The following is a 13585-nucleotide window of genomic DNA, read 5'->3' on the forward strand; positions in this document are numbered from 1 at the left end:
ATAATTATTTATGATGATATCATCAATAAATCATTTTTTTGGACTAAAAAGCAATATAATTAGTAAATGATGAAAACTAGGTTGCTTAAAATGTGAAATCAATATTAAATAAAAAATAATATGATTTTTATTTGGATACTAATTTTTTCTGTTGCAATATTTGCACTCACAAAGTTCAATAACTTATTGAAATGTTATCAAGAAAGGTGGAGGGATTAGACCCTTTGAAACCTTAGCAACCCTTTAGTAATAAAGAAGGTGCTAAATTCTACCCTGTGCTGAACTCGTTTCAGTATCTCATTTAAATATGAAGGATAGATAACAAAACAGAATTTTTCATTTCTGAAAAATCCTATTTTCTTAATAACATTTTTCTAGTAAGTACATCAACAAAATTGATGCATTTGACTTTTGGTTTAATCGCAAAATGATTCACAATATGCAATATTGTGTTTCTTTTAAAAATGTCATTCCTGTGAAAACAGGAATCTAAATTAACTCAAAAAAATAGAAAAATGAGTACATTAAAATTAGCAACAAACGCTTTACATGCAGGGCATGATGTAAAAGCAAATGGAGGTACAAGAGCAGTGCCAATTTATCAAACAACAGCTTATGTTTTTAACAATTCAGAACATGCAGCAAATCTTTTTTCGTTAAAAGAATTAGGCTTTATTTACACACGTTTAAATAACCCAACAAATCAAATTTTACAAGATCGTTTAGCAGCTATTGAAGGTGGTATTGGAGCTGTAGTTTTTGCATCTGGAACATCAGCGATTGCAACAGGCTTGTTAGCACTTTTAAAAGCAGGAGATCACATTGTTGCTTCAAGTAGTTTGTATGGTGGAACATACAATTTATTAAATGTTACTTTACCGAGATTTGGCATTACAACTACTTTTGTAGATGCTTCTGACCCAGAAAATTTCGGAAAAGCTGTGCAAGAAAACACAAGAGCAATCTTTATAGAATCTTTAGGGAATCCTAAATTAGATGTGTTAGATTTAGAAGCAATTTCTAAACAAGCAAAAAAAGCTGAAGTTCCTTTTATTGTAGATAATACAGTAGCAACTCCAGCTTTATTAAACCCAATTAAACATGGTGCAGATTTAGTAATTCACTCGCTAACAAAATATATTAGTGGCCAAGGAACTTCTTTAGGTGGTGCAATTATTGATGCAGGAACTTTTAATTGGGCAAATGGCAAATTTCCAGAATTTACAGAGCCTTCTGCAGGGTATCATGGTTTAAAATATTATGAAACTTTAGGAGCGGCTTCTTTTGTTTTTAAATTGATTTTAGAGGGTTTACGTGATTTTGGAGGTGCATTAAGTCCAACAAACGCATTTAATATTATTCAAGGTTTAGAAACTTTACCAGTTAGAATTCAAAAACATTCAGAAAATGCCTTGGCTTTAGCAGAATGGTTAGAAGAACAGGAGGAAGTGGCTTGGGTAAATTATCCTGGTTTAAAAAGTAGTAAATACAAAAAATTGTCAGATAAATATTTGCCAAAAGGACAAAGTGGAATTGTAACATTTGGACCAAAAGGAGGTTTTGAAGCTGCAAAAACAATTGCAGATACTACCAAATTATTTTCTTTATTGGCAAATATTGGCGACACTAAATCGTTAATTATTCATCCATCAAGCACTACTCATCAGCAATTAGATGAACAACAACAAGCAAGTACAGGCGTAACTCAAGATTTAATTCGTTTGTCTGTGGGTATTGAGGATTTAGAAGATTTAAAAGAAGATTTAAGAGCTGCTTTTGCAAAAATATAATAAGTTTAAGAATGTCACCTTGAGCGCAGTCGAAAGATCTTTTTACTTTTGAGTTTAAAGTTCTCGACTACGCTCGAACAGACGAATTACTATACTAATTGAAAAATCAATTACAACATATCACTATTCATAATTTCACAACAGAAAGTGGATTGCAATTTCTCGATTTGCAATTAAGTTATCAATTATTTGGACAAGAATTAGGTTCTGCTCCTGTAGTTTTGGTTAACCATGCATTGACAGGTAATAGCAATGTTGCTGGCGAAAATGGTTGGTGGAAAGACATTATTGGCATAGAAAAAACGATTGATACAAATAATTATACGATTCTTTCCTTTAACATTCCTGGTAATGGTTTTGACGGTTTTGTAATTGAAGATTACAAAAGTTTTATTGCCAGAGATATTGCAAAAATCTTTTTAATAGGATTAAAAGAATTAAAAGTTGATACACTTTTTGCATTGATTGGTGGTTCTTTAGGAGGAGGAATTGCTTGGGAAATGATGTTGCTAAACACAAAATTAACCCAACATTTTATTCCAGTTGCAACCGATTGGAAATCTACAGATTGGTTAATTGCCAATTGCCAAATTCAAGAGCAATTTTTGGTAAATTCTAGCAATCCTGTGCATGATGCACGTATGCATGCGATGCTTTGTTACAGAACTCCAGAATCTTTTAAAGAGCGTTTTCATCGATCTAAAAAAGAAAATTCAGAATTTTTTAATGTAGAAAGTTGGTTGTTACATCATGGAAAAAAGTTGCAAGAGCGCTATCAATTATCGTCTTATAAGTTAATGAATCAATTATTAAAATCGATTGACGTTACAAAAAATGGAAAAATTTCTGAATCTATTTTTGATAAAATAGAAGCAGATATTCACATTATTGGTGTGGATTCTGATTTATTTTTTACAGCCGAAGAAAATAGACAAACCCATAAAAAGTTGGCGTTAACCAAAGAAAATGTCACCTACAATGAAATAAATTCGGTTCATGGGCATGATGCATTTTTAATAGAATACGATCAGTTGCAAACTATTATTGAGCCGATTTTTAATAAAGATTATAGGAAGAAAAGAATGAAGGTGATTAAATTTGGAGGGAAATCTTTAGCAAACGGAAAAGGGTTAGAGAATTCAATTGCAATTATCAAAAATAAATACGAGAACAAAGAAAAAATTACAGTTGTTGCTTCTGCAAGAGGAAATACAACGAACGATTTGGAAGCCATTTTACAAAAAGCAGCAGCAAAAACAGCATATAAAAATAGCTTTGAGAAGTTTAAAGAATATCAATTAGAGCCTAATAATGCTGTAGATTTTTCTCAAGAATTTTTAAAATTAGATGCCATTTTCGAAGGTGTTTCTTTATTGGGTGATTATAGCCAGAAAATTAAAGATGAAGTTTTAGCACAAGGCGAATTACTAGCTGTAAAATTATTAGTAAGTTTATTAGAAAAAGAAAATATTGCTGCAAATGCAACAGATGCCAGAACACTAATTATTACAGATGAAAACTTTGGAAATGCGCAACCAATTTTAGCAATTTCTAAAGAAAATACTATTGCACATTTTAAGAAAAATAAGGATGTAATTCATATTATTACAGGTTTTATTGCGTCAAACAAAAAAGGAGAAACCACCACTTTAGGTAGAAATGGAAGCAATTATACAGCTGCACTTTTGGCTAATTTTTTAGATGCAGATGAGTTGCAAAATTATACACATGTAAGCGGAATTTTTACTGCAAATCCTGATTTGGTCGTAGATGCTAAAAAGATTGAGCAACTATCTTTTTCAGAAGCGAATGAATTAGCCAATTTCGGAGCTACAATTTTGCATGCAAAAACCATTATTCCCTTATTAGAAAAAAATATCAATCTTAGAATTTTAAATACCTTTAATAAAGAAGATAAAGGGACTTTAATCACTGCAGAACCTTCATCAGCAAAAGGCATAAAATCAATTTCTACAATTAATAATGTAGCTTTATTAAATTTTGAAGGTAGAGGTTTATTGGGTAAAGTTGGTGTTGATGCAAGAATTTTTAGAGCTTTAAGTGATAAAAATATTAGTATTAGTATTATTTCTCAAGGTTCATCAGAAAGAGGAATTGGATTAATTATTAATGCAGATAGAGCACAAGAAGCAGTTGAGGCTTTAGAAAACGAATTTGAAAATGATTTTTATTCGCAAGATGTAAATCAAATTTCTATAGTTAATGATGTTGCAGTAATATCAATAATTGGTCAAGATTTAAGTGAATTCCATTTACCATATAATGCCTTAATTAAAAACCAAATTATACCCCTTTTATTCAACAATACAGTAACTGGAAAAAATGTAAGTTTGGTGGTCAAAAAAACCGAATTAAACAAAGCTGTGAATGTAATTCACGGACAAGTTTTTGGAGTTACTAAAAAAATAAATATTGCCATTTTCGGAAAAGGTTTGGTAGGTGCTACTTTAATAAATCAAATTATAGAAAATACACAATCTGTCTTAGAAAGAAGAAAACTGCAACTCAATGTTTTTGCTGTGGCCAATTCTAAAAAAGTGCTACTAAATAAAAATGGAGTTACCCAAAAATGGAAAGAAGATTTACTCGAAAAAGGTGATTCAACTATTTCTGTTGAAGATATCATTGCGTTTGCAAAAGAATATCATTTAGAGAATTTAATTGCTGTAGATAATACTGCAAGTGTCGATTTTGTATCTAATTATATTCCTTTAATTGAAGCTGGTTTCGATTTAGTTTCCTGCAATAAAATTGCAAACACCTTATCTTTTGATTTTTATAAAGAATTAAGAGCTAAATTAAAAGAATATAAAAAACAATATTTATACGAAACCAATGTTGGTGCAGGTTTGCCTTTAATTGATACCATTCGTTTATTACATGAATCTGGTGAGAATATCACCAAAATTAGAGGTGTTTTTTCTGGAACTTTAAGTTATCTTTTTAATAATTTTTCTGAAAAAAATGTTACGTTTTCATCCGTATTAAAAGAAGCTATTGATAAAGGATTTACAGAACCAGATCCAAGAGAAGATTTAGGTGGAAATGATGTTGCCAGAAAATTATTAATTTTAGCAAGAGAACTAGAATTGGAAAATGAATTAAATGAAGTAGAGATTAAAAACTTAATTTCAGAAAATTTAAGAGGAGGTTCTGTTGATGATTTTTTAAATAATTTAGATTTGGTAAATGAAGAATATCAAGCTTTAAAAGACAACCAAAAGCCAAATCACGTTTTACGTTATATTGGCGAATTAAGTGGAGATTTATCCCAAGAAAAAGGAATTTTAGAAGTGAAATTAGTATCAACTTCTGTAAATTCGCCTTTAGGTTCTTTAAAAGGTTCTGATGCTATTTTTGAAATTTATACAGAATCTTATGGTGAACAACCCATTGTAATTCAAGGAGCAGGAGCAGGAGCAAAGGTAACTGCAAGAGGCGTTTTCGGAGATATTTTAAGATTGGCAAAACATAATAATTGACACTTAGTGTCATTCTGAACTTGTTTCAGAATCTCATAAAATAAATGATGAGTAATAAAAAACATTTCGAAACAGAAGCGATTAGAAATCAAACAGAAAGAACACAATTTTCTGAACATTCTACACCTTTATATTTAACTTCTAGTTTTGTTTTTGATGATGCTGAAGATATGAGAGCTTCTTTTGCAGAAGAAAAAGAACGCAATTTATATAGCCGTTTTACAAACCCAAATACTACCGAATTTGTAGATAAAATTGTTGCAATGGAAGGAGCAGAAGCAGGCTATGCATTTGCAACAGGAATGTCTGCGATTTTTACAACTTTTGCAGCTTTATTAAATGCTGGCGATCATATTGTTTCTTGCAGATCAGTTTTTGGATCTACACACAGCATGTTTACCAAATACTTACCAAAATGGAATATTGAAACGTCTTATTTTAAAGTTGATGAGTTAGATTTGGTAGAGAGTTTAATTAAAGAAAATACTAAAATTCTTTATATAGAAACGCCTACAAACCCTGCTGTAGATATTTTAGATTTAGAATTGATTGGAAAAATTGCCAAAAAACACAACCTAATTTATATTGTAGATAATTGTTTTGCAACACCTTATGTGCAAAAACCAATTAAGTTTGGTGCAGATTTAGTAATTCATTCTGCTACGAAATTAATTGATGGTCAAGGAAGAGTTTTAGGTGGAGTTACAGTTGGAAAAGCAGATTTAATGCGAGAAATTTATTTGTTTGCTAGAAATACAGGACCAGCAATGTCGCCCTTTAATGCTTGGGTTTTATCGAAAAGTTTAGAAACTTTAGCTTTAAGGGTAGAAAAACATGCAGAAAACGCGTTAAAACTAGCAACTTTTTTAGAGGAGAATGAGTATGTTGAATTTGTAAAATATCCTTTTTTAAAATCACATCCACAATATGAAGTGGCTAAAAAACAAATGAAATTAGGTGGAAATATTGTTGCTTTCGAAATTAAAGGAGGAATTGATGCTGGAAGAAAATTTTTAGATAGTATAAAAATGTGTTCATTATCAGCAAATCTGGGAGATACAAGAACTATTGTTACACATCCATCATCTACAACTCATGGACGTTTATCAGAAGAAGACAGATTAGAAGTAGGTATTACAGATGGTTTAGTGCGCATTTCTGTTGGGCTAGAAAATGTAGAAGATATAATTGTAGATATTGAGCAAGCTTTGAATGCGAAATAATTAGCATAAATTATGTAGCTTTGTTTTATGCTCTCGAAAAAGACAAAATACGGAATTAAAGCACTTACTTACTTGGCAAAACAGGAAGATAATTTTCCTGTTCAAATTGCTACGATTTCTAAAAGCGAAAATATTTCATTAAAATTTTTAGAAAGTATTTTGTTAACACTCCGTAAAAACGGATTGCTAGGTTCTAAAAAAGGAAAAGGTGGGGGTTATTATTTACTAAAATCTCCTGAGGAAATTGAAATGACTACTATTATGAGAATTTTAGAAGGTCCAATTTCGATGGTACCTTGCGTAAGTCTAAACTTTTATGAAAAATGTGATGATTGCCCAGATGAAAATGCTTGTGCAGTTCATCAATTAATGATTAAAGTTAGAGATAGTTCATTGCAAATTTTTAGAAATACAACTTTAGCAGATTTAACTAAATAGAGTCAAAATTATTATTGATGAAAAAACATACAATTCGTATTCTATTTCTCTTTTTTTGTCTCAGTTCTTTTGGTCAAGAGGAGAATAAAAGTAAAACGAAGTTTACCAACTTTTTAGCAAATTCTTATTACAGTATTAATTTCGGTGGTATTTTTTATCCTTTTTCGAATGACAATTTAATAGATGGTTTTAAAACCGAAACCTTTAGTAGAAATTGGTTTTCTGGTAGAATGCTTTTAGGGTATAAAATTAAAGACGATTTATCTATTCAATTTGGAACTATGAGACCTGCAGCCTGGTTTAAATATGACAATGTAAATAATATTGGCTATGATAGATCTGTTTGGATTAATGCCTGGACTTTATCATTAAAAAAAGATTTTAATTTATCACAAAAATCATCCTTTTATGCAGAGGCTGGTATAGCAAATGTTACCAGATTTGGTTTTAAAATTAATGATAAAGAAATTTATGAAGATGCACATTTTGCCAGCTTAATTTATGGATTTGGTTTTCAATATTGGTTAAGTAAAAAATGGAGATTATCTGCTAATGGAACATTTATTCCGAAATCAACTAAAAATAATCAACCGTCTATTTCACAAGCATCTTTAGGTTTTGAATATCATTTGCAACAAGTTGATGATAAAACAGCTGAAGAATATGCATCTAATAATTATTTTTTTCCAAAAAATATTTTGCAAATTAGTTATGGAACAGGAGAAATTGGTTTTGGCTTTAATCAATTCTTTGGCATGAGTTTGCCAGTTGGTAATTTCGATAGTTTTGGAATTCCTATTTTTTGGGTTGGGGAAATTAAAGCGCAACATGCTTTATCTGTTACATATCAGCGTTTAATATACAGATCAGAAAAGATTTTTTCTTTAGATTGGGGAGCAAGCGCTACTTATTTTCAATCAAGAGAGGGTACAGATGTGTTTGCATTTTCTATATTTCCTGTTTTACGTTTCTATTTATGGAGAAAACCAAAATTCGATTTTTATATGAATTACTCCATTATTGGTCCTGCATATATCACAGAAAGTGATATTGATGGATCTGAAACAGGACCAAATATTACGTATCAAGACACGATGGGTTTTGGTTTTTTCTTCGGAAAAGAAAGAAAATACAACTTCGAATTACGAATTATGCACTATTCTAATGGAAACATTTTTACTAGAAATGATGGTGTTGCAATTCCGCTTCAATTCACTTTTGGGAAAACTTTTTAGAGTATCAATTAAATTGATATAAAATAATTCACAAGGAAAACTTTTTAATAAAGATATTCTCAAATAATTACCTGTTTTTTTATTAATCTATTAAATCTATAGGAATTATATCTATTTTAAGAATTTTATAGGTTATTTCAAAAATAATAACTGTATGTTTGCATACCCTACTAATTAAATAGGGTAATAATATTGACAGATTATTATGATTGCAGATCAAATGATTTTTAGTAAAAAAATAGCAAATCAAAGTTTCGAAGAGGATTTATCTTCAGAAAAACCAGTAAGAAGCATCGCAAAAGCTTTAAGTTGGAGAGTTGTTGGTACTTTAGACACACTAATAGTTTCTTATTTTTTAACAGGCAAAATTAGTTTAGCAGCCTCAATAGCATCCATAGATTTTTTAACCAAGTTGATTTTATATTTCTTTCATGAAAGAATTTGGAACACCATAAAATGGGGAAAATAATGAGTTTAGATATCGAAAAAATTAATAAAGAATTAAAAGCTAAAAGTCCTGCAGAAATTATTTCTTGGGCAATTTCTTACGCAAAGAAACCTTTAATAACAACCAACTTCAGACCTTATGAAGTGGCAATTTTAAATGCAGTTACAGAAGTAAAAAAAGATATTAAAGTAATTTGGTGTGACACAGGTTATAACACAATTCAAACCTATAAACATGCACAAGAAATCATCAAAAAATTGAATTTGAATATTCATTTATATGTTCCAAAACAAACAGTTGCACACAGAAATGTGGTTTTAGGAGTTCCTTCTATTGATGATGAAAAACATGCACTTTTTACAGAGCAAGTAAAATTAGAACCATTTTCTAGAGCCATGAAAGAGCATCAGCCAGATGTGTGGTTTACAAACTTAAGAAAAGGACAAACTGCGTTTAGAGATAGCATTGATATTGTATCAAAAAGTAAAGATGGAATTGTAAAAGTGAGTCCATTTTACAATTGGTCAGATGAAGAGTTGGATGCGTATTTGAAAGAACAAAATTTACCAAATGAGTTCACTTATTTCGATCCTACAAAAGTAGAAAGTAACAGAGAATGTGGTTTGCATATCTAAAAGACATGATTATGAATCAAAAAACATTACAAGTAGATGCTTTAGAAAGCGAGGCAATTTATATTTTTAGAGAAGTAGTTGCGCAGTTCGAAAAACCTGTTTTGCTTTTTTCTGGTGGAAAAGACAGCATCACTTTAGTACGTTTAGCACAAAAAGCATTTTATCCTGCAAAAATTCCTTTTCCTTTAATGCATATAGATACAGGTCATAATTTTCCTGAAACCATCGAATTTAGAGACAGATTAACCAAAGAATTAGGTGTGGAATTAATTGTTAAAAATGTGCAAGACAATATAGATTCAGGGAGAGTTAAAGAAGAAACAGGCAGATATGCAAGTAGAAATATGTTGCAAACAGAAACCTTATTAGATGCAATTGAAGAGTTTGGTTTTGATGCTTGTATTGGTGGTGCAAGAAGAGATGAGGAAAAAGCAAGAGCCAAAGAAAGGATCTTTTCTGTTAGAGATGATTTTGGTCAATGGGATGAAAAAAACCAACGTCCAGAAGTTTTTGATATGTTAAATGGACGCATAGATTTAGGGCAAAATGTACGTGTTTTTCCAATTTCAAATTGGACTGAATTAGATGTTTGGTCTTATATAAAACAAGAAGAAATAGAAATTCCATCTATCTATTTTGCACACAAAAGAAAAACATTTGTAAGAGATAATATGATTTGGTCTGCAGATGATGAAGTTGTTTTTAGGGATGAAGAAGAGGAAGTTGTAGAAAGAATGGTACGCTTTAGAACAGTTGGAGATATGAGTTGTACTGCAGCAGTTTTATCCAACGCAGTTGATATTTCAAAAGTAGTTGAGGAAATTAGAGATTCTTCCATATCAGAAAGAGGTGCAAGAATAGATGATAAACGTTCTGAAGCAGCAATGGAAAAGAGAAAACAACAGGGTTATTTCTAAATCTAATTTACCAAAAAAAAACAAAATGAAAGTACTAAAAATAGCAACAGCAGGTAGTGTAGATGATGGTAAAAGCACATTGATTGGTCGTATTTTATATGATACAAAATCTTTAACAGATGATAAATTAGAAGCCATTGAAGAAAAAAGCAGACAACGTGGTTTTGACTATTTAGATTTTTCTCTGGCTACTGATGGTTTAATTGCAGAACGTGAACAAGGAATTACTATTGATGTTGCCCATATTTATTTTTCAACACCATCAAAAAGCTTCATCATTGCAGATACACCAGGTCATATAGAATATACAAGAAATATGGTGACAGGAGCATCAACTGCGCAAGCATCTATTGTTTTAATTGATGCTAGAAATGGAGTTGTGGAACAAACGTATAGACACTTTTTCATCAATAATTTATTAAGAATTAAAGATGTTGTCATCGCCATTAATAAAATGGATTTAGTAGATTTTTCAGAAGAAAAGTACAACATCATAAAAGGAGAAATTGAGTATTTAGCAAGTAAAAGCGAATACAAAAATCAGAATTTAACTTTTATTCCATTATCAGCATTAAAGGGAGATAATGTAGTTGATAAATCTGAAAATATGGATTGGTATCAAGGAGAAACTTTGATGCATCATTTAGAGAATTTAGATACAGAAGACATCCAGGAAATTACGCAAGCACGTTTTCCTGTTCAAACTGTGATCAGACCTAAAACAGATGAATATCATGACTTTAGAGGTTATGCAGGTAAAATTTATGGAGGTGATTTCGAAATTGGAGATGAAGTTGTTGTATTACCATCTTTAACAAAATCAAAAATAAAAGGTATTCATTTTTTTGATAAAGAATATGCAAAAGCAAAAAGTGGGAGTTCTGTTACAATTACATTGGAAGACAATGTAAATGTAAGTAGAGGCGATATGTTAGTAAAAGTTGCAGAAGAGCCAACAATAGCAAAACAACTAGATGCTACAATTTGTTGGATGGATAAAGAGCCTTTGCAAGCATCGCAAAAATATTACATTAAACATGGGGTTAATGATGCACAAGCAAAAATTACACAATTGTCTAGTATTATAAAAACTGATTTTTCAGGAATTGAAGAAAATCCATCAGAATTAGTTTTAAATCAAATTGGAGATATTCAATTAAAAGTAAGTAAACCTTTATTGTTTGATGCCTATAAAGACAATAAATCGAATGGGTCATTTATCTTAATTAACCCAAAAACAAACAATACTGTGGGTGTTGGTTTTATAAAATAAAGAAATCAGAAAATGCAAAGTTTTAGAACAGAAATAGAGAATCCAGTTGTTGAAAAAGATATTATTGAATTGGCAGATAAAATAGCTGCATTCAATAATCTACAAATTGATGAAGAAAAATTTAGAAGCTTACGTTTAGCAAGAGGTGTTTATGGTCAGCGTCAGCAAGGAGTTCAAATGATTCGTATCAAACTACCTTATGGCAAAGTAAAAAGCAATCAATTAAAAAGAATTGCTGATGTTTCTGATGAATACTCTAGAGGAAGATTGCACATTACAACACGTCAAGATATTCAAATTCATTATGTTGATTTGAATAGAACTCCACAACTTTGGGCAGAATTAGAACGTGATAAAGTAACGCTAAGAGAAGCTTGTGGAAATACGGTTAGAAATGTAACAGCTTCAGAAACAGCAGGTATAGATGTAAATGAACCTTTTGATGTTTCTCCTTATGCAGATGCACTTTTCAAATTCTTTTTAAGAAACCCAATTTGTCAAGAAATGGGAAGAAAATTTAAAGTTTCTTTTTCAGGCACAGATGAAGATACAGGACTTTCTTACATGCACGATTTAGGTTTTATTGCAAAAATAGAAAATGGTGTTCGTGGTTTTAAAGTGATGATTGGTGGAGGTTTAGGTTCACAACCTAGACATGCAGATTTATTTTATAATTTTTTGCCAAGTGATAAAATAATTCCTTTAATGGAAGGTGTTTTAAGAGTTTTCGATAGATATGGAGAACGCAAAAGTAGAGCTAAAGCAAGAATGAAATTCTTGATAAAAGATATTGGGTTAGATGCTTTTAGAGATTTAGTTGAAGGAGAACAAAAAGCAATCGAATTCAAAACAGTTGCAATAAATGCGGATGCTTACGAAACATCAAAACCAGTTGAAATAAACGAAATTCCAAAAGTAGAAATTAAAAATCATCAAGCATTTGAAACGTGGAAATTAACGAATGTAACTCCACAAAAACAAAAAGGTTTTGTAGCAATTGGAATCAAAGTTTTATTAGGTGATTTTTATACAGACAAAGCAAGATTGTTAGCGGATTTAGTTGAGAATTATGCAGCTGCAGAAATCCGTTTGTCTTTACGTCAAAATATTTTAATTCCTTTTGTTAAGGAAGACTTAGTTCCTTTTTTTTATCAAGAATTAGAAAAATTAGGTTTTGTAGAAGCTGGTTACAACAAAGCAGTAGATATTACAGCTTGCCCAGGAACTGATACGTGTAATTTGGGTATTGCAAGCAGCACAGGAATTGCAGCAGAATTAGAAAAAGTAATTGCAGCAGAGTATCCTCAATATTTAAAAAATGAAGATTTAGTCATTAAAATTAGTGGTTGTATGAATGCTTGTGGGCAACACAATATGGCAAATATTGGTTTTCAAGGAATGTCAGTTCGTACACCAGAAAAGTTAGTAGCTCCAGCTTTGCAAGTGCTTTTAGGAGGTGGAAATTTAGGTGATGGAAATGGCATTTTTGCAGACAAAGTTGCCAAAGTTCCAAGTAGAAGAGGTCCAGAAGCTTTGCGTAGAATTTTAAATGATTTTGAAGCAAATTCAAATGGAAAGAAATTTGTGGATTATTACAAATTAACAGGCGAACGTTACTTTTATGATTTGCTTAATGATTTACAAGACGTTACCAATTTAACTCAAGAAGACTTTATTGATTGGGGAACCAATGAAGAATATGTAAAAGAAATCGGAATTGGAGAATGTGCAGGTGTAGTAATCGATTTAATTGCAACTTTATTTTTAGAAAGTGAAGAGAAAATTGAAAACGCAAAAGAATCCTATATAAATAAAGTGTATTCAAGTGCTATTTATCACACTTATAGCTCTTTAGTGAATTCAGCAAAAGCATTGTTATTAGCAGAAGATGTAAAAACAAATTCGCAAGCAAACATTATCAGCTTGTTTGATGAACATTTTATCAATACTAAGAAAATTGATTTAGGAACTTCATTTTCTGAATTTATTTATCAAATAAATAAATACGCTCCAAAAGAAGAGTTTGCTAAAAAATATATAAAAGATGCTGAATATTTTTTACAACAAGTAAGAGATTTTAGAGAAAACGAAACAGCTATTAAAGAAACTATAAATTAATAATT

10 protein-coding genes and 1 riboswitch are annotated in these 13585 nt (G+C 30.6%); all 10 genes read left to right on the forward strand.

The features are described from left to right. Positions 1–191: 191 nt before the first annotated feature. Positions 192–325: riboswitch (SAM riboswitch) on the forward strand. Positions 326–515: 190 nt separating this feature from the next. The 10 genes from WAO74_RS09435 (at position 516) to WAO74_RS09480 (ending at position 13580) form a co-directional block, all read left to right on the forward strand. Further along, positions 516–1790 (forward strand): O-acetylhomoserine aminocarboxypropyltransferase/cysteine synthase family protein, encoded by a 1275-nt coding sequence (locus WAO74_RS09435; RefSeq protein ID WP_422161534.1) that lies wholly within the window; start codon positions 516–518, stop codon positions 1788–1790. Positions 1791–1888: 98 nt separating this feature from the next. Further along, entirely contained in the window at positions 1889–5293 is a 3405-nt protein-coding gene (gene thrA, locus WAO74_RS09440) for a bifunctional aspartate kinase/homoserine dehydrogenase I (protein ID WP_422161535.1), read from the forward strand. 47 nt (positions 5294–5340) lie between these two features. After that, positions 5341–6516, forward strand: a complete 1176-nt coding sequence (locus WAO74_RS09445; RefSeq protein ID WP_422161537.1) for an O-succinylhomoserine sulfhydrylase — start codon at positions 5341–5343, stop codon at positions 6514–6516. 27 nt (positions 6517–6543) lie between these two features. Continuing rightward, positions 6544–6954, forward strand: a complete 411-nt coding sequence (locus WAO74_RS09450; RefSeq protein WP_422161539.1) for an RrF2 family transcriptional regulator — start codon at positions 6544–6546, stop codon at positions 6952–6954. A gap of 17 nt (positions 6955–6971) precedes the next feature. Next, positions 6972–8189 (forward strand): acyloxyacyl hydrolase, encoded by a 1218-nt coding sequence (locus tag WAO74_RS09455; protein WP_422161542.1) that lies wholly within the window; start codon positions 6972–6974, stop codon positions 8187–8189. A 205-nt stretch (positions 8190–8394) separates the two neighbouring features. Then, the gene (locus tag WAO74_RS09460) at positions 8395–8658 is read left to right on the forward strand and encodes a DUF2061 domain-containing protein (RefSeq protein WP_422161544.1); all 264 of its coding nucleotides are present in this window, start codon (positions 8395–8397) and stop codon (positions 8656–8658) included. Then, a complete protein-coding gene (locus tag WAO74_RS09465; protein ID WP_422161546.1) occupies positions 8658–9272 on the forward strand; it encodes a phosphoadenosine phosphosulfate reductase family protein in 615 nt (204 codons plus the stop codon). The genes WAO74_RS09460 and WAO74_RS09465 overlap by 1 nt, the downstream gene beginning before the upstream one ends. A gap of 11 nt (positions 9273–9283) precedes the next feature. Continuing rightward, positions 9284–10189, forward strand: coding sequence for a sulfate adenylyltransferase subunit CysD (gene cysD, locus WAO74_RS09470; RefSeq protein WP_422161547.1), 906 nt, complete (start codon positions 9284–9286; stop codon positions 10187–10189). A 25-nt stretch (positions 10190–10214) separates the two neighbouring features. Further along, positions 10215–11462 carry a sulfate adenylyltransferase subunit 1 gene (locus WAO74_RS09475; RefSeq protein ID WP_422161549.1) on the forward strand — a complete coding sequence of 416 codons (1248 nt, stop codon included), beginning with the start codon at positions 10215–10217 and terminating at the stop codon, positions 11460–11462. 12 nt (positions 11463–11474) lie between these two features. Beyond that, positions 11475–13580: a HEPN domain-containing protein gene (locus WAO74_RS09480; RefSeq protein ID WP_422161551.1), complete on the forward strand. Its 2106-nt coding sequence runs from the start codon at positions 11475–11477 to the stop codon at positions 13578–13580. Positions 13581–13585: the final 5 nt, after the last annotated feature.

This window comes from Polaribacter sp. (assembly GCF_049276715.1).
In the GTDB taxonomy this organism is placed as follows: domain Bacteria; phylum Bacteroidota; class Bacteroidia; order Flavobacteriales; family Flavobacteriaceae; genus Polaribacter.

Bases quoted from the DNA above. Each gene is read 5' to 3' on its own strand.
- WAO74_RS09435 (WP_422161534.1), top strand. From the start codon at position 516: ATGAGTACATTAAAATTAGCAACAAACGCTTTACATGCAGGGCATGAT.
- WAO74_RS09445 (WP_422161537.1), top strand. From the start codon at position 5,341: ATGAGTAATAAAAAACATTTCGAAACAGAAGCGATTAGAAATCAAACA.
- WAO74_RS09450 (WP_422161539.1), top strand. From the start codon at position 6,544: ATGCTCTCGAAAAAGACAAAATACGGAATTAAAGCACTTACTTACTTG.
- WAO74_RS09455 (WP_422161542.1), top strand. From the start codon at position 6,972: ATGAAAAAACATACAATTCGTATTCTATTTCTCTTTTTTTGTCTCAGT.
- WAO74_RS09460 (WP_422161544.1), top strand. From the start codon at position 8,395: ATGATTGCAGATCAAATGATTTTTAGTAAAAAAATAGCAAATCAAAGT.
- WAO74_RS09465 (WP_422161546.1), top strand. From the start codon at position 8,658: ATGAGTTTAGATATCGAAAAAATTAATAAAGAATTAAAAGCTAAAAGT.
- cysD (WP_422161547.1), top strand. From the start codon at position 9,284: ATGAATCAAAAAACATTACAAGTAGATGCTTTAGAAAGCGAGGCAATT.
- WAO74_RS09475 (WP_422161549.1), top strand. From the start codon at position 10,215: ATGAAAGTACTAAAAATAGCAACAGCAGGTAGTGTAGATGATGGTAAA.
- WAO74_RS09480 (WP_422161551.1), top strand. From the start codon at position 11,475: ATGCAAAGTTTTAGAACAGAAATAGAGAATCCAGTTGTTGAAAAAGAT.